Origin of the sequence: Kitasatospora sp. NPDC056138 (assembly GCF_042264695.1) — a bacterium.
Classification (GTDB): domain Bacteria; phylum Actinomycetota; class Actinomycetes; order Streptomycetales; family Streptomycetaceae; genus Kitasatospora.
In genome coordinates this window covers 52,003-75,890 of sequence record NZ_JBHJVK010000024.1, presented here as the reverse complement: position 1 = coordinate 75,890, position 23,888 = coordinate 52,003, and the positions used below count along the sequence as shown (strand labels likewise).

The window sequence follows — 23,888 nt, the reverse complement described above, 5'->3', positions numbered from 1 at the left end:
TATGCCTGCTGCGAGGAGGCGCCGAGTCACCCGTCGGGAGGAACCCGTGCCGAGCCGCTCGGCGGGGGTGACGTGCACCTGGGGCAGGTCCCGTCGCGGTGGCCCGGCCAGGTAGCGTCTCTCCCATGAGAACTGTGCTCCGCCGTTCCCCGGCCGCCAGGCCCGCCGCCCGCTCGGCGGCGATGCTGGCGGGCCTGCTGGGGCTGCTCCTCCTGCTGGTCGCGCCCACCGCCTCGGCGGCGGGCGGCATCGACGAGGCCGCGACCGCACTGAAGAAGAGCCAGGTCTACGTCGATCCGGCGATGACCAGCCGCTTCTCCGAGGACCAGGCAGCGGCCCTGAGCCGGAAGCTCGAGGACGCCGACAAGCCGATCTACGTCGCGGTCGTCCCCGACAACGCTCAGTACCCGAGCGCGACCGTCGCCCGCGACCTGCGGACCAGGGTCGGCGTGGTCGGTGTCTACGCGATCTGGCACGGCAGCCAGTTCAAGGCCTTCCCGGACCGGGCGGCACTCTCCCCGAACACCGCGGCCAACATGGCCGGCGCCGCGTTCCGCGCCCACCCGGGAGACATCGACGCGACCCTGAACGACTTCGTGGACCAGGCCGTCGGCCAGGTCAGGGGCCACGCCGCCGAGTCCGGCTCCGGCGGGGTCAGCACCGCCGCGATCGTCATCCCGCTCGCCCTGCTGGCACTGGCGGGCGGCGGGGTCCTCCTGCTGTTCCGCCGGGCCAGGAAGCGCCGGGAGGAGCAGGCCCGCGCCGAGCTCGCCCAGCTGCGCACCGTCGTGGACGAGGACATCACCGCCTTCGGCGAGGAGCTCGACCGCCTCGACTTCAACCCCGGTGCGCCCGACGCCGACGACGCCCAGCGCGCCGACTACTCGCACGCCCTCGACTCCTACGAGCGCGCCAAGCAGACCATGGACGCGGCCGAGCGGCCCGCCGACGTCGCGCCGGTCACCGAGGCGCTGGCGGACGGCCGGTTCTCACTGGCCACGCTGGCCGCCCGGCGGGAGAAGCGTCCGCTGCCGGACCGCCGCCCGCCGTGCTTCTTCGACCCGCGCCACGGCCCGTCGGTGGAGGACGTCGACTGGGCGCCCGAGGGCGGCGCGCCGCGCACCGTGCCCGCCTGCGGGACGGACGCCGCCCGCCTCGCCAGTGGCCGGCAGCCGGACATCCGGACCGTGCAGACCGAGTACGGCCAGCAGCCGTACTGGAACGCGGGCCCGGCCTACAGCCCGTGGGCCGGTGGCTACTTCGGCGGCGGCCTGCTGCCGGGTCTGCTGGTCGGTACCGCGCTCGGCTCGGTCATCGCCGGGCCCGACACCGCCTGGGCGGCCGGTGACGGCCACGGCTCCGGCTTCGAGGGCGGCGACGTCAGCGGCGCGGACTTCAACAGCTCCGACTTCGGCGGTTTCGACGACGGCGGCTTCGGCGGTGGCGGCGACGGCGGCGACTTCGGCGGCTTCTGACCCCACCACGGCCCCGCTCGCGACCCACCGCACGGCGGCCCCGATCCACCACCCGGCCCCGGTGACCTGCTCGGCAGGTTCGCCGGGGCCGGTGCCGTCCACCGGCCCGGGGCCGGAACCCCGGCGCTGTGGCAGGCTGGCGCGGTGACCTCCCACGCCGCCGAGAACCTCCCGGGCCGCCCCTGCTCGATCGCCGCCGCGCTGCTGGTCGTCGGGGAGAAGTGGGCGCTGCTGGCCGTCCGCGAACTCCTCTACGGGAACCACCGCTTCGAGCGGATCGTGCAGAACACCGGTGCCCCGCGCGACCGGCTCACCGCCCGGCTACGGGCACTGGAGGAGGCCGGAGTGATCGAGCGCCGCCCGTACCAGGAGCGCCCGTTGCGGTACGAGTACCACCTCACCGAGGCCGGCCGGGAGCTGGTGCCCGTCACCCAGGCGCTGCTCTCCTGGGGCGACCGCTGGCTGCTGCCCGAGCCCCCGGTCACTCTCGACCACGCCCCCGCCGGCCACCACCCGCACCCGCTCGATCCCGCCTGGACCTGCCGCACCTGCGGCGAGGAGGCCACCGGCCCGGACCTCACCCTGCGGGTCAACAGCCCGGGCTGGGACCGGCACGGGCCGGTCGTCGAATGAGGGTTCGACTGCCGGATAGGGTCGGGGCCATGCACGGTCACGACAGCACCCGGCCGGTCCGGGCCACCATCTGGGTACGGGGCAAGGTCCAGGAGGTCGGGTTCCGCTGGTGGACCAGGGCCCGGGCGATGGAGATCGGTCTGACCGGGTACACCAGCAACCTCGGCGACGGCCGGGTCCAGGTGGTCGCCGAGGGCTCCCACGCCGACTGCGAGCGGCTGCTCGCCCTGCTGCGCGGGCCCGACACACCCGGCAGGGTCGTCGGCGTCACCGAGATCTGGAGCACCACCGGCGACGGTTACGACAGCTTCGCACTCCGCTGACCTGCGGCTGGGGCGGGCGTAGGGCAACTGCCGGTGTCATACGGTTGCCTTCTGGGCAGACTCGTGGTTGACTCCGCAGCGAACAGTGATCCATCCCGGGTTCGAGCGGTGCCGTTCCCGATGGCCCGATCGTCCCCGTGGCGTGACAATCCCGCCATGCAGGTGACAGGCGCGCGGTAGCGTGCGGTGATCGTGTTGACCCGTACGGTCTTTGGTGAGACGCTGAAAGCCCGCGCACCAGTCTGCGTTCTCCCGGCAGGGTCATGTTTTCGTGGGCGCAGCTCATGGCGGCATTCCGGCGGTGCCCAGTCGGCACTTCCGGCGCGCTGACGGGTGCGTACCCCCCTTCCCCCTAGACCTAAACCGTTTCGGTTCGGTCACTCAGCGTGGAGGACCATTCATCATGGCAAAGGCGCTTCTCGGGTACGTCGGCGGCCCCGACCCGCGAATGCTCTCCGAGATGCGACGGCTGCAGCAGCGCGTTCAGGACCTGGAGGCGGAACTCCTCCGGGTGCAGGCCGAGAACGACGCACTCACCGCTGTCGCTGACGAGCACTCGCTGCTCAGCAGCATCGAACTGGATCAGCGGGAGCCCGCACTCACCTGATCCTGACCCGATCCTCACCGATCGACGCTGCTGCGCTTGAGCTTCCCGTATACGCGGATGCAGCCGTATATGGGACGCAGCTTCCGAGGGACGCCCGGGTGGCGTCCCTTCGTCGTGTCCGGGGACCGACGTCCCGGGGCGCCGCGCCGAGGACGCGCCGTCGAGGGGGAGACTGCCCTTCCTCCGGCGTGGTCAAACCGCCGCCTGGCGGGTTGCTGTGCGTACGGCCGGATACAGTCGGCCAGCGGACATCTGCCGAGGCCAGGAAGAGGACGCGTGCACCTGAAGAGTCTCACGCTGCGCGGGTTCAAATCCTTCGCCTCGGCCACCACGCTGCGCTTCGAGCCGGGCATCACCTGCGTGGTCGGACCGAACGGCTCCGGCAAGTCCAACGTGGTCGACGCGCTCTCCTGGGTGATGGGGGAGCAGGGGGCCAAGTCGCTGCGCGGCGGCAAGATGGAGGACGTCATCTTCGCCGGGGCCGGCGGGCGTGCGCCGCTCGGCCGGGCCGAGGTCAGCCTCACCATCGACAACACCGACGGCGCGCTGCCCATCGACTACTCCGAAGTCACCATCACCCGGACGATGTTCCGCAACGGCGGCAGCGAGTACGCGCTCAACGGCAGCGTCTGCCGCCTGCTGGACATCCAGGAACTGCTCTCCGACTCCGGCATCGGCCGGGAGATGCACGTCATCGTCGGGCAGGGGCAGTTGGACTCGGTCCTGCACGCCGACCCGATGGGGCGGCGGGCCTTCATCGAGGAGGCGGCCGGGGTGCTCAAGCACCGCAAGCGCAAGGAGAAGGCGCTGCGGAAGCTGGACGCGATGCAGGGCAACCTCAACCGAGTCCAGGACCTGGTGGCCGAACTCCGCCGCCAGCTGGGGCCGTTGGGCCGACAGGCGAAGATCGCCCGCCGGGCCGCCGGGATCCAGGCCGAGCTGCGCGATGCCAGACTGCGGCTGCTCGCGGACGACCTGCTCACGCTGCGCCGGGCCGTCGAAGCCGAGATCGCCGACGAGTTGGCGCTGGGGCTCCGCCGTTCCACCGTGGAGCAGGAGCTGGCCAGGGCCCAGCAGCGCGAAGCCGTCCTGGAGGCCCAGGTCGAGCAGCTCGGGCCGCAGCTGGAGGCCGCCCGGCAGTCCTGGTACCGGCTGTCCGCCCTCATCGAACGGGCCCGGGGCACCATCGGACTGGCCGAGGCGCGCGTGCGGCACGCGACCGGCGGCGGCCAGGGGGAGGAGCGGCGCGGGCGTGACCCCGAGGAGCTGGAGCGGGAGGCCGCCCGGGTCCGGGAGGAGGAAGCCGCCCTCGCCGAGGCGCTGGAGCAGGCACAGTACGCGCTCGCCGAGGCGGTCGAACGGAAGTCCGGGTTCGAACGTGAACTGGCCCTGGAGGAAGCGCGGTTGAAGGCCGCCGCCCGCGCCCTCGCCGACCGGCGGGAGGGCCTCGCCCGGTTGCAGGGCCAGGCGGCGGCGGCCCGTTCCCGGGCGGCCGGGGCGCAGGCCGAGATCGGGCGGCTGACCGAGGCCGGGGACGCGGCACTGCTGCGCGCGCAGGCTGCGCAGCAGGAGTACCGGCAGCTCCGGGAGCAGGTCGACGGCGAGGCGGCGGGGGACCGGGAGCTGGACACCGCGCACGAGCGGACGAGGGGGGCGCTGGCCGAGGCCGAGCGTGAACTCGCCGCCGTGCGCGAAGCCTCGGGTCTGGCCGAGCGCGAGCGGGCCGCGCTGGCGGCGCGGCACGAGGTGCTGTCCCTCGGGCTGCGGCGCAGGGACGGCAGCGACGCGCTGCTCGGCGCGGGGGACCGGCCGGCCGGACTGCTCGGCCAGGCGGCGCAGTTGCTGCGGGTCACGCCCGGGTACGAGGCCGCGATCTCGGCGGCGCTCGGCGCGGCGGCGGACGCGGTCGCGGTGGACGGCGTGGACGCCGCCGCACGGGCGCTGCGACTGCTGCGCGAGCAGGACACGGGCCGGGCCGCGCTGCTGATCGCGGGTTCCGCCGTGCCCGTGCCCGTGGCCGAGCGCGGTGGGCTTCCGCACGGCGCGCGCTGGGCGGCCGAGTTGGTGGAGTCGCCGAGCGGGCTGCGCGCGGCCGTCGAAGCGCTGCTGGCCCGGGCGGCCGTCGTCGCCTCCCTGGACGAGGCGCGTCAACTGATCTCCGAGCGGCCCGATTTGACCGCGGTCACGGCCGAGGGGGATCTGTTCGGCGCCGGTTTCGCCCAGGGCGGTTCCGCCGGTACGCCGAGCCTGCTGGAGACCCGGGCGGCGGTGGCCGAGGCGGACGAGCTGCTCGGTGAACTCGGCGCCCGGTGCGCGGAGCTGGCCGAGCGCACGGAATCGGCCAAGCGGCGGCACGGAACGCTGGCCGCCGAGGTCGAGCAGCTGGCGGTACGGCGGCGGCAGGCCGAGAAGGAGCAGGCCAGGACCGCCGGCACGCTCGGACGCCTCGGCGGCCAGGCCAGGGCGGCGGCCGGGGAGGCCGAACGACTGGCGGCCGCGGTGGCCGGGGCGGAGCAGGGGCTGGCCGAGGCCCTGGCGGCGGCCGACGAGCTGGCCGAGCGGCTGGCCGTCGCCGAGGAGGCGGCCGGGTCCGGTGAGGACGAGCCGGACGGCTCCCGGCGCGAGCGGCTCGCCGAGGAGGCCGTCCGGGCCCGGCAGACCGAACTGGAGGCCAGGCTCTCGGTCCGTACGCACGAGGAGCGGGTCCGCAACCTGGCCGGGCGGGCGGACCAGCTCGACCGCGCCGCACGGGCGGAGCGCGAGGCCCGGGCCCGCGCGGCCGAGCGCCGCGAGCGGGCCCGGCACGAGGCGTCCGTCGCCGCCGCCGTCGCGGCCGGGGCCCGGCAGCTGCTGGCCCGGCTGGAGCATTCGCTGGTCCGGGCCGCCACCGAGCGGTCGGAGGTCGAGCAGGCCCGCGCCGAACGCGAGGCGGAGCTGCGGGCGGGCCGCGAGAGCGGCCGCGAACTCAAGTCCGAACTGGACAGGCTGGTGGACGCCGGGCACCGGGACGAGGTGCTGCGGGCGGAGAAGCGGCTGCGGATCGAGCAGTTGGAGGCCAGGGCGCTGGAGGAGTTCGGCATCGAGGGCGGCGAACTGCTCGCCTCGTACGGCCCGGACCAGCCGGTGCCGCCCGCGCTGCCGGAGGACGGCGGGGAGCCCGGCGAGCCGAGGCCGTACGAGCGCGGCGAGCAGGAACGGCGGCTCAAGGCGGCCGAGCGGGCGTACCAGCAGCTCGGGAAGGTCAACCCGCTCGCGCTGGAGGAGTTCGCGGCACTGGAGGAGCGGCACCGGTTCCTGGGCGAGCAGCTGGACGACCTGAAGCGGAGCCGCCGCGACCTGCTGGACATCGTCCGGGACGTGGACGCCAGGGTCGAGCAGCTCTTCACCTCGGCCTACCAGGACACGGCGGCCCAGTTCGAAGGCGTGTTCTCGCGGCTCTTCCCCGGCGGGGAGGGGCGGCTGGTGCTCACCGAGCCGGAGTCCATGCTGACCACCGGGGTGGAGGTGGAGGCCCGGCCGCCGGGCAAGAAGGTCAAGCGGCTCTCGCTGCTCTCCGGCGGCGAACGCTCACTGACGGCGGTGGCGCTGCTGGTCGCCATCTTCAAGGCGCGGCCCAGCCCGTTCTACGTGATGGACGAGGTGGAGGCGGCGCTGGACGAGACCAACCTGCGGCGGCTGATCGCCATCATGGAGGAGCTGCGGGAGAGCTCCCAGCTGATCGTGATCACCCACCAGAAGCTGACCATGGAGTCGGCCGACGCGCTGTACGGGGTCACGATGAAGGGCGACGGCATCTCGCAGGTGATCAGCCAGCGGCTGCGCGACGAGCACCGCGAGCGCGGGCGGGCCCCCGCGCCCCGGCAGCCGGCGACCGGGCCGACGGGCGGGGAGCTCGTCGGCGGACGGGCGGTCACGGGTCCGGTCGGCGGGCCGGGCTGATCCACCGGCCCGGCTCCCGGGGCTTCTGCCCGTATCGGGGGGCCGGTCACGGATACTGGACAGGTTGTGAATCCTCCCCCTCACGGACGAGGGGGCTTCTCACTCGGTCGTTGTGATCACCTCATGGCGGCCAGGTCCCGACCGGTCCCCGATGACCCGGCCGGGGCGCAGCAGTGGAGCGGCAGCGCGGTGCGCCTAGCCGACCGAAGGATCACTGTCACCCCTCGGCCGTCCGGTCGGGGGATCCAGCAAGGGAGATCTATGTGGAATACGTGATCCTTGCCGTCGTCATCGCCGTGATCGCCATCGGTGCGGTCGCGGGGCTCGTCGTCAACGGCAGACGGCAGAAGCAGCTGCCTCCGAAGTCCGAGGCACCCGTCATCACCAGGCCGGCCGAGCCGAAGGCCGAGCCGACCGCCGCGCCGACGGCCGCTCCGGAGGCCGAGCCGGGCGAGGCCCGGGTCGGTGAGCAGGCCGCGCCGACGGTGGCGGAGCCCGCCGGGACGGTCGAGGAGGTGGAGCTCCCGGCGGCCGCCGAGGAGGCCCCCGCCCTCGAGGTCCCCGAGCCCACCGCCGGCCGCCTGGTCCGGTTGCGCTCCCGGCTCTCCCGCTCGCAGAACTCGCTCGGCAAGGGGCTGCTCACGCTGCTCTCCCGGGAGCGGCTGGACGAGGACACCTGGGAGGAGATCGAGGAGACCCTGCTCACCGCCGACGTCGGTGTCGCGCCCACCCAGGAGCTGGTGGACAAGCTGCGCACCAGGGTCAAGGTGCTCGGCACCCGTACGCCGGAGGAACTGCGGGGGCTGCTGCACGAGGAGCTGGTCGCGCTGATCGGCGCGGACGCCGACCGTTCGCTGAAGACCGCCAAGCACGAGGGCGGCCGACCGGCCGTCGTCCTGGTGGTCGGCGTCAACGGCGTCGGCAAGACCACCACCTCCGGCAAGCTGGGCCGGGTCCTGGTCGCGGACGGCCGCAAGGTCGTGCTCGGCGCGGCCGACACCTTCCGTGCCGCCGCCGCCGACCAGCTGCAGACCTGGGGCGAGCGGGTCGGCGCGCAGACCGTGCGCGGGCCCGAGGGCGGCGACCCCGCCTCGGTCGCCTTCGACGCGGTCAAGGAGGGCATCGCCGAGCAGGCGGACACCGTCCTGATCGACACCGCCGGCCGGCTGCACACCAAGACCGGCCTGATGGACGAGCTCGGCAAGGTCAAGCGGGTCGTCGAGAAGCACGGCCCGGTGGACGAGGTGCTGCTGGTGCTCGACGCCACCACCGGTCAGAACGGCCTGGTCCAGGCCCGGGTCTTCGCCGAGGTCGTGGACATCACCGGCATCGTGCTCACCAAGCTGGACGGTACCGCCAAGGGCGGCATCGTGGTCGCCGTCCAGCGCGAGCTGGGTGTCCCGGTCAAGCTGATCGGGCTCGGTGAGGGTGCGGACGACCTGGCGCCGTTCGAGCCGGGCGCGTTCGTGGACGCGCTGATCGGGGACTGATCGCCCGGTAGGCCGTCACCCGGTAGCCCGCCGACCGAAGGGCCCGCCCCACGCAGGGGCGGGCCCTTCGGCGTGTGCCCGGACGCAGCGACCGCGTTCCTCAGGGGCCGGAGCGAGCGGAGGCACAGGCGTGGGGAACCCCGCAGCTCCGTCGGGCGTCTCGCGGGTTCGATCCTGCGGTGGCGCCGGGCGCGGGATCGGGGCTCCGCCGACCGCCGGGCGCGCACCTCCCCGCGCCCCGGCTCCGCTCACCCTCCGCCTCGAAGGGCCGTCCCCCGAGGCTCAGGAGGCGAGCCAGGCGGGTTCGGCCGAGCGTTCGCGGCTGCGGTGGCAGGCGTAGGCGAGGGTGCCGAGCAGCAGCCGGGCCTCCGGGGGGCAGCCGGCGCTCTCGCGGGACGGGCGGCGCAGCCAGCGGACCGGCCCGAGCGAGCCGAGTGAACTGGGCGGTGCGGCGATCCAGCTGCCCTCGCCGTGGCAGGCCAGGTCGAGGGCGGCGTCGTCCCACCCCATCCGGTACAGCAGTTCGGGCAGCCGCTGGGCGGTGCCGACCGCGACGAAGAAGAGCAGCCGGCCGGTCGGGAGGGCGAGCACCGGGCCGACCCGGGTGCCCATCCGCTCCAGCCGGACCAGTGCCTGCAGACCGGGCTGCGCCGGTACGTCCAGGACGTCGAAGGAGCGCCCGGCCGGAAGGAGCACGGGCGCGTCGCCGGCCCAGAGCTCGCGCAGTGCGACGGCGGGGGGTCCGGCCTCCGGGCGGGGGCTGACGGTGTGCTCCGGGCCGACGGCGGTGTGCAGGCCGGGCGCCGCGCAGTGGGCTTCCCGGCAGCCGCAGCGGCCGTCCGCCGGGGTGCGGCCGGAGCCGACGGCGACCGTCCAGCCCCAGCGGCCGGTGTACTCGGCGGCGGCCTGGAAGACGGTGGTCCGAGTGCGGCGGCGGGCACCGAAACGGAGATCGCCGAAGAGGTTGTCCATGCCTCCCCCAACAGGTTGTGTTTGCGGGTGGTTACGGGACTGTGACGGTACGTCGATTGTCCGATGTGGAGCGCGTTGTGTGTCGGCGGCGCGCGCTGGACGGCGTGCTCCGATTCGGGTCGCTCGTGCGAGGAACCGCCTTGCCCCGGCGCGCCGGATGCCGGATCGTCGTTGCTGCACTGGGTGTCTCCGTCCTCTGTCATGGCCGGTGTCACGGCCGACAGGGCCCGTTGTCGTGGCGGACGGGGCCCGTGTCGTCCATGGCCGACAAGGCCCTTGTCGTCGAAGCGAGTTGACCGTGGAGCGGGCGAATGCGGGCCGATCGGCGGGGGCGGAGCCGGGCTGACTTCCAGTGAAGCGTGGTGCGGTGCCGATTAGTTCACTCGTAGGGGTGGCGAAAGGTGGCGTTTCCTCGCTGGTGCTCCCCCGGATGGCGGAGAGGGCGTTACGTTCGGCACACGGAACGCAGCGGACCGTCCACCTGGGGGCGGGAGCCGAGACGGACGCCGCCAGGTACGGCGGTCAGGTCATATGACAAACGGGGCCCCGTGGGGCCGGGCGGGATGGGGACGTTCCCATGGCAGAGAAGCAACCGAACGAGAAGCTGACGTCCTGGTTCGGCCGCAGCGGCTGGTCCAAGGGCGAGCTGGCCCGCCAGGTCAACCGCCGGGCGCGCCAGATCGGCGCCCACCACGTCAGCACCGACACCTCGCGGGTGCGCCGCTGGTTGGACGGTGAGCAGCCGCGCGAGCCGATCCCGAAGATCATGTCCGAGCTGTTCTCCGAGCGCTTCGGTTCGGTGGTCTCGGTCGAGGACCTCGGGCTGCGCACCGTGGTCCCGGTGAGCACCGTCGGCGGCGGGGTGGACCTGCCGTGGAGCGGTGCCCAGACCGTCCAGCTGATCAGCGAGTACTCGCGCAGTGACCTGATGCTCAACCGCCGTGGATTCCTCGGCACTTCGCTCGCCCTGACCGCCGGTGCCGCGCTGATCGAGCCGATGCAGCGCTGGCTCACCCCCGGCCCGAGCGGCACGCCCACCCCGATCCTGGCCGCTGCCAACGGCGGGGAGCCGCACACCGGCCGGCTCTCCGAGCCGGAGCTCCAACTGCTGGAGCAGACCACGGTGATGTTCCGCCAGTGGGACGCGCAGAACGGCGGCGGGCTGCGCCGCAAGGCCGTGGTCGGCCAACTCCACGAGGTCACCGACCTGTTGCAGGAGACGTACCCCGAGCAGACCACCAAGCGGCTGTTCCGGCTGACCGCCGAACTCGCCCACCTGGCCGGGTGGATGTCGTACGACGTCGGCATGCACCCCAGCGCCCAGAAGTACTACGTGCTGGCGCTGCACGCCGCCAAGGAGGCCGGGGACAGGCCGTTCGGCGCGCTGATCCTCACCGACATGAGCCGCCAGATGATCCACCTCAACCGGGGCGAGGACGCCCTGGAGCTGATCCACCTGGCCCAGTACGGCAGTCGGGACACCGCCACCCCGCGCCAGCAGGCCCTGCTGTACGCGATGGAGGCCCGCGCGTACTCCAACATCGGCGAGGTCAACCGCTGCGCCCGCGCGGCCAGACTGGCCGAGGACACCTTCAGCGACTGCCGTCCCGGTGACAACGACCCGAACTGGCTCAAGTTCTTCTCCGAGGCGGAGCTCAACGCGGAGAACGCGCACTCCTTCCGTGACCTCGCCTACAACTCCACCCGCAGCCCGCTCTACGCCTCGATGGCGGCGCCGGTGATGGAGCGCGCCGTGGACCTGTTCCGGCAGGACGGCGACCACGTCCGCAGCTACGCCTTCAACCTGATCGGGATGGCCAGCGTCCATCTGCTGCAGAACGAGCCCGAGCAGGCCGTGGTGATGGCCGAGCAGGCCGTGGACATCGCCCGGACGGTCCGGTCCGAGCGGCTCAACACCCGGGTGCGCAAGACCTCGGCGGCCGCGTCGCGGACCTTCAAGGGCCTGGACGCGGTCGACCGGCTGGCCGAGCGGGTGGTGCACGACATCCCGGAGTTCGCCCCGTCCGTGTGACCGCCGTCCGAGCGGCCGCCGTCCGGGTGAGGCCGCCCGGTGGCGACCCCGGCGTTTCGGCCGTCCCGGGCCTTCCGCCGCGACCGCGGACACCCGCGGTTCGCGGCCGGCCGGGCTTCCCCCGGCCCCGGAACCCAAGGGGCGCCACGGTCGGTGAGCCGTCGGCTGCACCCGGTGCTGTGCGGCCGCACGGTAGCGCAGCCCGGCAAGTGACGCGGCCGCAATTCACGTGCTCGTAACTCTCCCGTCAACGCCGTCACGCCGGCGAAACAACGAGCCGCATCGGCCGAAATCAGCCTTCGGCACTCTCCTCTTCATCGCCGACACCCCGGGTGGCACGGGACAGGGATCCCGGGGGCGGTTTCATCAGAGGAGACGCCGATGCCGGACGGCTTCAGCGCGGGCGATACCGCCTTTGTGTTCATCAGTGCGGCCCTGGTCATGTTGATGACCCCGGGCCTGGCCTTCTTCTACGGAGGCATGGTCAGGGTCAAGAGCACGCTCAACATGCTGGCGATGAGCTTCATCTCGCTGGCCGTGGTCAGCGTGCTCTGGGTGCTCTACGGCTACTCGCTCGCCTTCGGCCCCGACGCCGGCGCCGGTCTGATCGGCAACCTCGACTTCCTCGGCATGCGCGGCATCGGGCTGAACGACCTCAGCGGATCCATCCCGGTCACCGCCTTCGCCTCGTTCCAGCTGATGTTCGCGGTGATCACCCCGGCGCTGATCAGCGGTGCCGTCGCGGACAGAGCCAAGTTCTCCGCCTGGGCGCTGTTCGTGGCGCTCTGGGTGACGGTGGTCTACTTCCCGGTCGCGCACTGGGTGTTCTTCTTCGACAACGGTCACGGGGGCTGGCTCGGCGACCGCGCCGGCGTGATCGACTTCGCCGGCGGTACGGCGGTGCACATCAACGCCGGTGTCGCGGGTCTCGCGCTCTGCCTGGTGCTCGGCAAGCGGGTCGGGTTCAAGAAGGACCCGATGCGGCCGCACAGCCTCCCCCTGGTGATGCTCGGTTCCGGGCTGCTCTGGTTCGGCTGGTTCGGCTTCAACGCGGGCTCGGCGCTGGCCGCCAACGGCGTGGCCGGGATGGCCTTCCTCAACACCCAGGTCGCCACCGCCGCCGCGATGCTCGGCTGGCTCGCCTACGAGCGGATCAAGCACGGCGCGTTCACCACGCTGGGCGCCGCCTCCGGTGCGGTGGCCGGCCTGGTCGCCATCACCCCGGCCTGCGGTTCGGTCTCGCTGCTCGGCGCGATCGCGATCGGCCTGATCGCCGGGGCCGTCTGCGCCGCCGCGATCGGCCTCAAGTACCGTCTGGGTTTCGACGATTCACTGGACGTGGTCGGCGTGCACGCGGTCGGCGGCATCGTCGGCTCGCTCGCGGTGGGACTGTTCGCCACCGGCCACGTCGGGCAGACTGCCCAGGGCCTCTTCTACGGCGGCGGGTTCGGGCAGCTCGGAAAGCAGGCGATGGGCGTCGCCGTGGTCGCCGCCTACTCGTTCGTGCTCTCCTGGCTGCTCGGTACGGCGATCCACAGGACCGTCGGCTTCCGGGTCGCCGAGGAGGTCGAGGTCGCCGGCATCGACCAGGCCGAACACGCCGAGTCGGCCTACGACTTCAGTGCGGTCGGGGCCAGCCTGGCCCGGGCCCTGTCCGCCCCCGGAACCGACCGGCCCGCGGCGAAGCCCGCCGGGAAGCCAGCCGGGAAGCCCGCCGCCAAGGCCACCGACAAGACCGCTGCCAAGCCCACCGACAAGACCGCTGAGAAGCCTGCAAAGAGGACCGAGGTCGACGCCCGATGAAGCTCATCACCGCCGTCATCAAGCCGCACCGACTGGACGAGGTGAAGAACGCGCTGCAGTCCTTCGGCATCCAGGGCCTCACCGTCACCGAGGCCAGCGGCTACGGCCGCCAGCGCGGCCACACCGAGGTCTACCGCGGCGCCGAGTACACCGTCGACCTGGTCCCGAAGGTCCGGATCGAGGTCCTGGTCTCCGACGAGGACGCCGACGAACTCATCGACGTCCTGGTCAAGGCCGCCCGCACCGGCCGGATCGGCGACGGCAAGGTGTGGAGCGTCCCGGTCGACACCGCCGTCCGGGTCCGCACCGGGGAGCGCGGCCCCGACGCACTCTGACCCCCGGGGGACCGGGGAACCGCACGGCTGGCCACGCACCCCGGTGGTGGGCCGGTCGCCGGTTCCCCGGTCCCCGTCGGCGCACCAGCGCCTAGCATTCGGCACAGAGCCCAGCTCATCGGCACCACCCGCACCACGGATGGGGACCTTGACGTGACGACCCCCGACACCTCTCCCGCCGAAGACCCGGCCGGTCCGTCCGCCTTCGCCGCCGCCCGCGCCCGCCTGCTCGCCGAGCCCGGCCACCACGGCGCGGAACGCAGGACGGCCCTCGCCGCGCTGGCCGACGACTGGCTGGCCGAGCTGTACGAGGAGTCCGGCGCGCCGTCGGGAACCGCTCTGGTGGCGGTCGGCGGCTACGGTCGCGGCGAGCTCTCGCCGCGCAGCGACCTGGACGTCCTGCTGCTGCACCAGGGCACGCTCGACGCCGCCCTGCCCGAGCGGATCTGGTACCCGGTCTGGGACGGCGGCGCCGCGCTCGACCACTCCGTCCGCACCCTGTCCGAGGCCCGTGCGGTCGCCGCCGAGGACCTCAAGGCGCAGCTCGGCCTGCTCGACGCCCGCCACCTCGCGGGTGACCGGGAGCTGACCGCCGAACTGCGCTCGGCCGTACTCGCCGACTGGCGCGCCGCCGCCCCCAGGCGGCTGCCCGAACTCCACCGGCTCTGCCTCGAACGCGCCGAGCGGCACGGCGAGTTGTCCTTCCTGCTGGAGCCCGACCTCAAGGAGGCCAGGGGCGGTCTGCGGGACGTGGTGGCGCTCAACGCGATCGCCGCCAGCTGGCTCGCCGACGCCCCCAGGGACGGCCTGGACGCGGCCGCCGCGACGATCGCCGACGTCCGCGACGCCCTGCACCTGGCCACCGGACGGGCCACCGAACGGCTGAGCCTGCACGACCAGGACCAGGTCGCCGAGCGGCTCGGCGTGCTCGACGCCGACACCCTGCTGCGCCAGGTGTACGAAGCGGCCCGCACCATCAGCTACGCCGGTGACGTCACCTGGCGGGCCGTCGAACGCGTCCTCGCCGCCCGCACCGGCCGGGGCCGCCGGGTCGGCCGGCTGGCCTTCCCCTTCACCGGCACCGGGCGCGGCTCGGGCGCGGTGGCACGCGGAGCCGTCGAGCGCAGGCCGCTCGCCGAGGGCGTGGTCGAGCAGGACGGCGAGGTGGTGCTCGCCCAGGGCGCCCGCCCGGCGCAGGATCCGGTGCTGCCGCTGCGCGCCGCCGCGGCCGCCGCGCAGGCCGGCCTCCCGGTCGGGTACGCCACCGTGCGGCGGCTGGCCGCCGAGAGCCGGCCGCTGCCGGTGCCCTGGCCCGACGAGGCCCGCGAGCAGCTGATCACCCTGCTCGGCGCGGGGGAGTCCTGCCTGCCGGTCTGGGAGGCGCTGGAGGCGGAGGGCCTGATCACCCGCCTGCTGCCGGACTGGGAGCGGGTCCGCTGCCGGCCGCAGCGCAACGCCGTGCACCGCTGGACGGTCGACCGGCACCTGGTCGAGACGGCGGTCCGGGCGGCCGGGATGACCCGCCGGGTGGCCCGGCCCGACCTGCTGCTGGTCGCGGCGCTGCTGCACGACCTCGGCAAGGGCTGGCCCGGTGACCACTCCGAGGCGGGCGAGGTGATCGTCCGGGACGTGGCGGTCCGGATGGGCTTCGACAAGGCCGACACCGAGACGCTGGCCCTGCTGGTCCGGCACCACCTGACACTGATCGACACCGCCACCCGCCGTGACCCGGACGATCCGGCCACCATCGACCTGATGACCAAGGTGGTCGGCACCCTGCCGCACCTGGAGCTGCTGCACGCCCTCACCGAGGCCGACGCGACCGCCACCGGTCCCGCCGCCTGGAGCAGCTGGCGGGCGTCCCTGGTGGAGCGGCTGGTGGACCGGGTGGCGGCCCAGCTCGCGGGTGGCGACCCGTTCCCGGCCGAGGCCGAGCCCACCGTCGACCAGGAGCGCCTAGCGGTCGAGGCCTCCCGGACCGGCGAACCGGCGCTCGCCCTGCTCGCCCAGCCGCCGCAGGACGCCTTCGCGGCCGAGCCGACGGGCGTCGAGCTGACCCTGGCCATTCCGGACCGCCCGGCGCTGCTGAGCACGGCGGCCGGGGTGATCGCGCTGCACCGGCTGACGGTCCGCTCGGCGGCGCTGCGGCTGCTCGACCCGATCGGCGCCGGCCAGGTGCTGCTGATCCGCTGGAAGGTCGCCGCCGCGTACGGCGAGCTGCCCGAGGCGGACCGGCTGCGGGCGGATCTGCGCCGGGCCCTGGACGGCTCGCTGGACGTGGCCCGCAAGCTCGCCGAACGGGACGCCGCGGCCCCGCGCCGCCGGGGCATCACCACCCCGCCCCCGGTGGTCGCGGTCGCCCCCGGCGGCTCGTCCAGCGCCACCGTGCTGGAGGTCCGCGCGCACGACGCCCCCGGTCTGCTGCACCGGATCGGCCGGGCCCTGGACGCGGCGGGCGTCGTGGTCCGTACCGCCCATGTCAGCACGCTCGGCGCGGACGCGGTGGACGCCTTCTACCTCACCGGTCCGGACGGCCGCCCGCTGGCGCCCGAGCGGGCCCGGGAGGTCGCCGCCCAGGTGCAGACGGCGCTGTGCTGAGCGCCGGCGGGGCCTGCGCGGATCCCCGCCCGGGCCGACGGGGCCTCGCCGGGAGCCGGTCCGAGCGGGGCCCCGTCGGCCGGCCTGAGCGGGACCTCGCCGGTCCGCAGGCCGGAGCCCTCGGAGCGGCGGCCCCGAGCCGGGTGTCCATCCGGTCCCGGCGGCCGTCGGCGAGCGGCACGTGCCGGTGGTCACGGAGAGCGGTGCGGCCCTGGTCACCCGGGTGGCGGAGGGCCTCCCGGGCCGCGGCCGGGGGCGGGGTGGAGACCGTACCTGGGGCGGCCGGATACCCTGGGGGCGACGACAGTACCCGTACCGATGCCGCAAGGGACCCGCGACCGACGTGTTCGACACCCTCTCCGACCGCCTCGCAGCGACGTTCAAGAACCTCCGGGGCAAGGGCCGCCTCAGTGAGGCGGACATCGATGCCACCGCCCGCGAGATCCGGATCGCCCTGCTCGAAGCGGATGTCGCGCTGCCGGTGGTGCGGGCCTTCATCAAGCAGGTCAAGGACCGTGCGCTGGGCTCCGAGGTCTCCGGCGCGCTGAACCCCGCCCAGCAGGTCGTCAAGATCGTCAACGAGGAGCTCGTCAACATCCTCGGCGGCGAGACCCGGCGCCTGCAGTACGCCAAGTCCGGCCCGACGGTCATCATGCTGGCCGGTCTGCAGGGTGCCGGCAAGACCACCCTCGCGGGCAAGCTCGGCCACTGGCTGAAGAAGCAGAAGCACACCCCGCTGCTGGTCGCCTGCGACCTCCAGCGCCCCAACGCCGTCACCCAGCTGGGCGTGGTGGCGGACCGGGCCGGTGTCGCCTTCTACGGCCCCGAGCCGGGCAACGGCGTCGGCGACCCGGTCAAGGTCGCCCGGGACTCGATCGAGTACGCCCGGCAGAAGCAGCACGACATCGTCATCGTCGACACCGCGGGCCGCCTCGGTATCGACGCCGAGCTGATGCAGCAGGCCGCGGACATCCGCGCCGCGGTCAACCCGGACGAGGTCCTGTTCGTCCTCGACGCGATGATCGGCCAGGACGCGGTGACCACCGCGCAGGCCTTCCTCGAGGGCGTCGACTTCACCGGTGTGGTGCTGTCCAAGCTGGACGGCGACGCCCGTGGCGGTGCGGCGCTCTCGGTGGCGCACGTCACCGGCCGCCAGATCATGTTCGCCTCCAACGGCGAGAAGGTCGACGACTTCGACGCCTTCCACCCGGACCGGATGGCCTCGCGCATCCTGGGCATGGGCGACGTGCTCTCCCTGATCGAGAAGGCCGAGCAGACCTTCTCGCAGGCCGAGGCCGAGAAGATCGCCTCCAAGCTGCAGGGCGGCGGCAAGGACTTCACCCTCGACGACTTCCTGGCCCAGCTGGAGCAGGTCCGGAAGATGGGCTCGATCTCCAAGCTGCTCGGCATGCTGCCCGGCATGGGCCAGATCCGCGAGCAGATCAACAACATCGACGACAAGGACGTCGACCGGGTCGGCGCCATCATCAAGTCGATGACCCCGGCCGAGCGCACCGACCCGAAGATCATCAACGGCTCGCGGCGCGCCCGTATCGCCAAGGGTTCGGGCGTCCAGGTCGGCGAGGTCAACAACCTGGTCGAGCGGTTCTTCGACGCCCGCAAGATGATGTCCGCGATGGCCTCCGGCAAGGGCATCCCCGGTATGCCGGGCATCCCGGGCATGGGCGGCGGCGCCAAGAAGTCCGGCAAGAAGGCCCCGGCGGCCAAGGGGCGCAAGAAGTCCGGCAACCCGCTGAAGCGGGCGCAGGAGGAGGCGGCCGCCGCGCAGCGCAGGGCGCTCGGCCCCGGCGGCCAGCAGGCCCCGGCCGAGGGCGGCGCCTTCGGCCTTGGCGCGGGCAAGGGCCCGGCGGACTTCGAGCTCCCCAAGGAGTTCAAGGACCTGCTCTGAGTCCTCAGGTGCCCGGTGAAGCCCTTCCGGGGCGCGGGTAGGTCATCCAGGGGCGCGGGGAACTGCGCGACCGGTGCTCCACGGAGTGCCCGGCTCGTGGCGCGGTTCCCCGCGCCCCTCGGCGTTGCCCGGTCGGCCCGGTGTCCGTGGGCGTTGCCCGGCCGGCTCGGCGCCCGAAGGCGCCATGGCTGTGGGCCGTACGCATGACGGATGATGGGTGCGTGCGAGTGATGATCCGGGCCCCGAAGCCCGCAGACGTGGCCCTGTACGCCGAGGCGGTCCGTCGGTCGGCCGAGCACGTCGGCCGGTGGAACCCGGTCGAGCCGGACGGCCTGTCGGACCTGCTGGAGCGTCAGGGGCCCGGGTTGCGGACTTTCCTGATCGTGGACCTGGACACCGGTGGCCTGGTCGGCAAGTGCAACGTGGCCAACATCGTGATGGGCCGGTTCTGCAACGGCGCGCTGGGTTACGACTCCTACCTGCCGTTCGCCGGGACCGGCCGGATGAGCGAGGGAATGCGACTGGTGGTCGACCGCTGCTTCGCCCCGCCGGAGTGCGGCGGCCTCGGGCTGCACCGGCTGGAGATCAACGTCCAGCCGGAGAACGACCGTTCGATCGCGCTGGCGAAGCGGCTCGGCTTCCGGCACGAGGGCCACACGCCCCGGATGCTCTTCCTGGACGGCGCCTGGCGCGACCACGAGCGGTTCGCCCTGACGGCGGAGGAGTGGGAGCCGCTGCCCAGGGGGTAGCTGCGGCGCGGCGTTTCCCCGTCAGCCCGTCAGCCGGTCAGCACGCCGGACCGCGGTGGCCGCGAGGCCGTCCTGAGGTTCCACACCCGGGGGGCCGCTCTCCCTGCGCAGCGACCTCGACCGGCTCGCCGAGGTCACCCCGGGCATGACCGGCGTTGACCTGGTCAACCAGGTCAACGAGGCCGCCCTGCCGGCCGTCAGACGCAGGCAGGATCGGGTCGGCCCGGACGACCTCTCGGACGTCCTGGCGAAGGTCCAACTCGGTGCCGTGCGGCCGCTGGTGATGCCGCAGAGCGAGCGCGCCGCGTACCACGAGAGCGGCCACGCACTGCTCGGCATGCCGCAGCCGGGCGCCGACCCGGTCCGCAAGATCACCATGTGCCGCGCGGCCGGGCCCTCGGCGTCACCCTCTCCACCCCGACACCGACCGGTACTCCTACACCGAGCCGTACCCGCGCGGCCGGATCACCGGTGCTCTCGGCGGGACGGCCGCCGAGCAGGTCGTCTACGGGAGCATCACCACCGGCGCCGAGAGCGACCGGGAGCAGGTCACCAACATCGCCCGGGGCACGGCCGGGCGCTGGGGCATGAGCGAGCGGGTCGGCCGCCTCGCCGCCGTCCCGGGCGACAGCCAGGGGGCGTACGGGCTCTCGGCCGCCCCCACCACGCTGGACGCGGTCGACCAGGGGGCCCGGCGGATCGTCGCCGGGTGCCACGACGAAGCGCTCCGCCTCCTCACCGAGCAGCGCGCGAAGCTGGACGCCCTCGTCACGGCCCTGCTGGAGGCCGAGACCCTGGACGAGGAGGCCGCCCACCGGGCGGCGGGAGTGCCGCGCAGACAGCCCGACCCGCCCTGACGGCCGCCTGCGGCCGGGCGGGTCAGGTCAGGCCCGGTCCGGTGGCTGCGGCCCGGCCGTTGTGGTGGGACGGCCTCGGCCCGGCGGTTCCGGCTTCGGTGGCCCCGGTCCGGCGGCTGCGGCCGGAGTTCGGGTGCGGCCGGCGGGCTGTCGGACTGTCGGGTGGCCCTCCGGTCAGCGGACCCGCTCGGCGATCACGTACCGGAACAGGTTGGCCATCCGTACCGAGGCGTCCGGCTGGACGAACGGGTGCAGCGCCTCCTCCAGCTCCTTCTCCACCAGCGCCGCGCCGGAGTCCTCGATCGCCGCCTCGTAGACGCCCGTCGAGAGCATCCCGCGCACCGCGCTGTCCAGATCCGGGTAGGCGAACGGACAGTTCACCCGGCCGCTGCCCGCCGGGCGCAGTCCGGCGTCGGCCAGCAGCGCCTCCAGTGCGCCGGGCGTGCTCAGCGCGAACGGGTCGCAGCCGGACGCCGGGGCGGCGCGGCGGCGTGCCACGTCCAGGACGACGGCGCTCTGGCAGCGCTCCGGCGGGCCCCAGCCCGCCAGCACCACCTGACCGCCCGGGAGGGCCAGCCGGGCCGCCAGAGCCACCGACTGCTCGGGTTCGGCGGACGGCCGCAGGAACGGTGCCTGCCACAGTTCGAAGAGGGTCACCAGCGAGTAGGCCGTGCGGGGGAACATCCCGGCGGACCGGTCGCGGTGCCCGGGGCCGGACACCCGCAGCCGCCGGCCCTGCGCCAGCTCGCGCAGCTCCGTGTCCGGCTCAAGGCCGGCCGCCTGGGCACCTCGCTCCGCCGCCAGCAGCAGGGACAGCCCCGACCGGCAGCCGAGACCGAGCAGACTGGTCGCCGCGCCGACCTCCAGGCGCTCGTACACGGCCTGGTAGAGCGGTACGAGCATGCGCTCCTGGATCTCCGCCCAGTCGCGCGCCCGTCCGTGTGAACGCGCCCCACCGTGGGCACTGGGTCGCTGCGCGGTCGTACCGGTCACCTGCGCTGAAGCCATCGCGGCCTCCCATCCGGTTTTCTGGTCGTCCTGCCCGTGACACCCCCCGAAAAGTTCCACCCCGAGTCCAGCGAACAGCGGCTGGGGCCCGGCGTCCAGAGGGGTGCGCGGTGGTATCCGCGCGCGGCGGTCGTGCGCCCCCCGCTCCGCAGCGCTGAGTCCGAGACCCGACAAGGGCGATTCACGCTCAGAGCCCCGCTCCCCGTACCATCTGCCCCATGGCAAAGGCACCCGTTCTCACCCCCCAGGCGGACGACTTCCCGCGCTGGTACCAGGACCTCATCAACAAGGCCGAGCTGGCCGACAACGGTCCGGTGCGCGGCACCATGGTCATCCGACCGTACGGCTACGGCCTGTGGGAGCGGATGCAGCAGGAGATGGACACCCGGATCAAGAAGGCCGGCGCCCAGAACGCCTACTTCCCGATGTTCATCCCGCAGTCCTACCTGACCAAGGAAGCCGAGCACGTCGAGGGCTTCGCCCCCGAGCTCGCCGTGGTCACCCACGGTGGCGGCAAGGAGCTGGACGAGCCGATCGTCGTCCGGCCGACCTCCGAGACCATCATCAACGAGTACTTCTCCAAGTGGGTGCAGAGCCACCGCGACCTGCCGCTGCTGATCAACCAGTGGGCCAACGTGGTCCGCTGGGAGCTGCGCCCCCGCGTGTTCCTGCGCACCACCGAGTTCCTCTGGCAGGAGGGCCACACCGCCCACGCCAGCTACGAGGACGCGCACGCGTACGCCTCGATGATCCACACCGACGTCTACGGCGACTTCATGACCAACGTGCTGGGCATCGACGTGGTGCTCGGCCGCAAGACCGCCAAGGAGCGCTTCGCCGGCGCCATCAACACCCTCACCCTCGAGGGCATGATGCGTGACGGCAAGGCGCTGCAGATGGGCACCAGCCACGAGCTGGGGCAGAACTTCGCCAAGGCGTTCAACACCACCTACCAGCTCCAGGGCGCCGAGCGCGAGTACGTCTGGCAGACCTCCTGGGGCGTCTCGACCCGTATGGTCGGCGGCCTGATCATGTCCCACGGCGACGACAACGGCCTGCGCGTTCCGCCGCGTCTGGCCGCCGTCCAGGCCGTCGTCCTCGCCATCAAGGGCGACGACGCGGTGCTCGCCAAGGTCCGCGAGATCGGCGCCGCGCTGGAGGCCGCCGGCATCCGCGTCGTGGTCGACGACCGCACCGACACCCCGTTCGGCCGCCGGGCCGTCGACTGGGAGCTCAAGGGAGTGCCGCTGCGCATCGAGGTCGGTCCGCGCGACCTGGAGAACGGCACCGCGATGCTCGCCCGCCGCATCCCCGGCGGCAAGGAGCCGGTCTCGATCGACGGCCTGGCCGCGCTGCTGCCCGGCATCCTCGAGGAGGACCAGGCCCTGCTGCTCCGCGAGTCCCGCGAGCGCCGCGAGGCCCGCACCGCCGAGGTCAAGAACATCGACGAGGCCGTCGAGGCGGCCGCGACCGGCTGGGGCCGGATCTCCTGGGCCGAACTGGGCCCGGAGGGTGAGGCCAAGCTGGCCGAGCAGGGCGTCTCGGTGCGCTGCATCGTCGCGGCCGACGGTTCCGTCCCGCTGACGGACGACCAGGAAGGCAACGTCGCGATCGTCGCGCGCGCCTACTGATGTCCCGTTAACCGGTCTCGGTTCCGAGTCCGGCGGCGGCGATTGTTCCAGTAACCGCAGACTGCCAGTTGAGACTACTGACCAGTCAACTGCCGGTCCTATGGAACTAGCGGTACGGTATACGGCCCGTGGCTCTGTCAATTCCTGACATTGTCGCGGGCCGTCCGCCTTGGGGCGGCGCCGTGCCGATGCGTACGGGGCCCGGCCTCGAGGCAAATCCAAGAGCCCGGCGAGGCTTGTTGGGCCCACAGTTGCAGGGGGTTGGTCTTGCGTCAGATCCGAGCAGCGAAATTCACACAGCGATGCGCATTCCTGAGAGTTTCCTGGGAATTCCCCAAGCCGGGGAACACGCGGAACATCGGCTCTCACTCCATCGTTGGCATAGCGTGAGCACGACACAGCCCCTCGTCCTCGCGGCCGAACTGGCCGCCGCCTGGAGCGACATCCAGGCACACCACCAGGACCTCCCCGACCTCGCCTCGCCCGAGGCTCTGATCGGCGAGTCCTCCTCGGCCTGCGGCACGCGGCTCGGCTTCGAGCGACTGCTGCACGAGGCCGCCCACGGCCTGGCTGCCGCGCGAGACATCCGCGACACCTCACGGGCCGGTCGCTACCACAACCGCCGCTTCCTGATGCTCGCCAGCGAGCTCGGGCTGGCCCACCCGATCGAGCCGCACGCTAGCAGCGGCTTCTCCCAGGTGACCATGCTCAAGGAGACCCAGGAGCGCTACGCCCAGACCATCGAGCGGCTCGACCGCGCCCTCGGTGCGCACCAGCTGGCCGTGGCCGGCGAAGGCGGACAGCGTGCGTTCCGCGGGCCGGCCGCGCGGCACGGGTCCTCGGGCGGGGGCGTCCGGGTCAAGGCGGTCTGCGGCTGCGGCCGGAACGTCCGGGTGGTGCCCTCGGTGCTCGCCCAGGCGTCGATCGTCTGCGGTGCCTGCCAGCAGCCGTTCCGGATCGCCTGACGCACCCGTGTCGGTGGGGTCGGCGAACTCGGCCGGGTCGGCCGGGTCCGCTGCTCGAGGCGGTCGCGTTGGCGGCTCTCGGCTCGGCGAACTCGGTTGAGCGAGTCGGGTCGGCCGATCCGGGGCGGTCGGGTGATTTCTGCCCGTCCGGCCGGTCGGGTCGATCCGGTGGGCTTTCACCGGTCGGGTTGGTCGGACCGGTGATGGCGTACGACTCGTCGATTCGGTGTGGTCGGTGTGGCTCGTCGAAGTCGCGTCGGTCGCCCGGGGCGTCGGATGTCTCGCTTCGTCTCGCTCGTCCGGGTTCGGCTCAACCCGTTCGGAACGCCGTGGACAGCGGGCGTGCTGCCGCGGTCATCGGCTCTTCTGTCGCGGGGTCGAACCGTGGGGGGAGGCCGTTGCGGCGACAGGAGCTCGGCTCGACCGGGGGTGGGGGCCCTCGGTTCGGCCGACCGACAGTGCGTCGCCCGGCCGGGACGGAGGCCCGGGCGGGCCTCCCGGCCGGGGTGTGGCAGAATGGACAGCTGAGTACTCGGCAGCCGAGCAGGACCCCTCTCTCCTA

The 23,888-nt window shown here is 73.3% G+C and carries 16 protein-coding genes and 1 pseudogene; 15 read left to right on the top strand and 2 right to left on the bottom strand.

Annotation, left to right across the window (positions count from 1 at the left end):
* The first annotated feature begins 125 nt into the window (after positions 1-125).
* The 6 genes from ACFC1R_RS17260 to ftsY all read left to right on the top strand — a co-directional run bounded on the left by ACFC1R_RS17260 (position 126) and on the right by ftsY (position 8,467).
* On the top strand, positions 126-1,475 hold the full coding sequence (locus ACFC1R_RS17260) for a hypothetical protein (protein ID WP_375939321.1): 1,350 nt from the start codon (positions 126-128) through the stop codon (positions 1,473-1,475).
* 144 nt (positions 1,476-1,619) lie between these two features.
* Positions 1,620-2,108, top strand: coding sequence for a winged helix-turn-helix transcriptional regulator (locus ACFC1R_RS17255; protein WP_375939319.1), 489 nt, complete (start codon positions 1,620-1,622; stop codon positions 2,106-2,108).
* Between the two features lie 29 nt (positions 2,109-2,137).
* Positions 2,138-2,431 (top strand): acylphosphatase, encoded by a 294-nt coding sequence (locus ACFC1R_RS17250; RefSeq protein WP_375939317.1) that lies wholly within the window; start codon positions 2,138-2,140, stop codon positions 2,429-2,431.
* 403 nt (positions 2,432-2,834) lie between these two features.
* Complete coding sequence (locus ACFC1R_RS17245; protein ID WP_045301185.1) at positions 2,835-3,038, top strand: hypothetical protein; 204 nt, start codon at positions 2,835-2,837, stop codon at positions 3,036-3,038.
* A gap of 276 nt (positions 3,039-3,314) precedes the next feature.
* Positions 3,315-6,977, top strand: coding sequence for a chromosome segregation protein SMC (gene smc, locus ACFC1R_RS17240; RefSeq protein WP_375939314.1), 3,663 nt, complete (start codon positions 3,315-3,317; stop codon positions 6,975-6,977).
* Between the two features lie 263 nt (positions 6,978-7,240).
* Entirely contained in the window at positions 7,241-8,467 is a 1,227-nt protein-coding gene (gene ftsY, locus ACFC1R_RS17235; protein ID WP_375939313.1) for a signal recognition particle-docking protein FtsY, read from the top strand.
* 282 nt (positions 8,468-8,749) lie between these two features.
* Here ftsY and ACFC1R_RS17230 read toward each other — a convergent pair whose 3' ends face one another.
* Positions 8,750-9,439, bottom strand: a complete 690-nt coding sequence (locus ACFC1R_RS17230; RefSeq protein WP_375939311.1) for a bifunctional DNA primase/polymerase — start codon at positions 9,437-9,439, stop codon at positions 8,750-8,752.
* 577 nt (positions 9,440-10,016) lie between these two features.
* Between ACFC1R_RS17230 and ACFC1R_RS17225 the strand changes: the two genes are divergently transcribed.
* The 7 genes and pseudogenes from ACFC1R_RS17225 to ACFC1R_RS17195 all read left to right on the top strand — a co-directional run.
* Complete coding sequence (locus ACFC1R_RS17225; RefSeq protein WP_375939309.1) at positions 10,017-11,471, top strand: hypothetical protein; 1,455 nt, start codon at positions 10,017-10,019, stop codon at positions 11,469-11,471.
* Between the two features lie 381 nt (positions 11,472-11,852).
* A complete protein-coding gene (locus ACFC1R_RS17220; RefSeq protein WP_375939308.1) occupies positions 11,853-13,274 on the top strand; it encodes an ammonium transporter in 1,422 nt (473 codons plus the stop codon).
* The gene (locus tag ACFC1R_RS17215) at positions 13,271-13,609 is read left to right on the top strand and encodes a P-II family nitrogen regulator (protein WP_375939306.1); all 339 of its coding nucleotides are present in this window, start codon (positions 13,271-13,273) and stop codon (positions 13,607-13,609) included. The genes ACFC1R_RS17220 and ACFC1R_RS17215 overlap by 4 nt, the downstream gene beginning before the upstream one ends.
* Before the next feature lie 153 nt (positions 13,610-13,762).
* The gene (locus ACFC1R_RS17210) at positions 13,763-16,207 is read left to right on the top strand and encodes a [protein-PII] uridylyltransferase (protein ID WP_375939304.1); all 2,445 of its coding nucleotides are present in this window, start codon (positions 13,763-13,765) and stop codon (positions 16,205-16,207) included.
* Positions 16,208-16,550: 343 nt separating this feature from the next.
* Positions 16,551-18,116, top strand: a complete 1,566-nt coding sequence (gene ffh, locus ACFC1R_RS17205; RefSeq protein ID WP_375939302.1) for a signal recognition particle protein — start codon at positions 16,551-16,553, stop codon at positions 18,114-18,116.
* Positions 18,117-18,319: 203 nt separating this feature from the next.
* Positions 18,320-18,865 (top strand): GNAT family N-acetyltransferase, encoded by a 546-nt coding sequence (locus ACFC1R_RS17200; RefSeq protein WP_375939300.1) that lies wholly within the window; start codon positions 18,320-18,322, stop codon positions 18,863-18,865.
* A 36-nt stretch (positions 18,866-18,901) separates the two neighbouring features.
* Positions 18,902-19,722: pseudogene (locus tag ACFC1R_RS17195) on the top strand (cell division protein FtsH); the annotation flags it as partial.
* Positions 19,723-19,896: 174 nt separating this feature from the next.
* Here ACFC1R_RS17195 and ACFC1R_RS17190 read toward each other — a convergent pair.
* Positions 19,897-20,730, bottom strand: coding sequence for a class I SAM-dependent methyltransferase (locus tag ACFC1R_RS17190; protein WP_375939298.1), 834 nt, complete (start codon positions 20,728-20,730; stop codon positions 19,897-19,899).
* A gap of 218 nt (positions 20,731-20,948) precedes the next feature.
* Between ACFC1R_RS17190 and proS the strand changes: the two genes are divergently transcribed.
* Together proS and ACFC1R_RS17180 are read left to right on the top strand one after the other, a co-directional pair.
* Positions 20,949-22,361, top strand: a complete 1,413-nt coding sequence (gene proS, locus ACFC1R_RS17185; protein ID WP_375939296.1) for a proline--tRNA ligase — start codon at positions 20,949-20,951, stop codon at positions 22,359-22,361.
* 386 nt (positions 22,362-22,747) lie between these two features.
* Positions 22,748-23,326, top strand: a complete 579-nt coding sequence (locus ACFC1R_RS17180; protein WP_375939294.1) for a hypothetical protein — start codon at positions 22,748-22,750, stop codon at positions 23,324-23,326.
* Positions 23,327-23,888 lie beyond the last annotated feature (562 nt).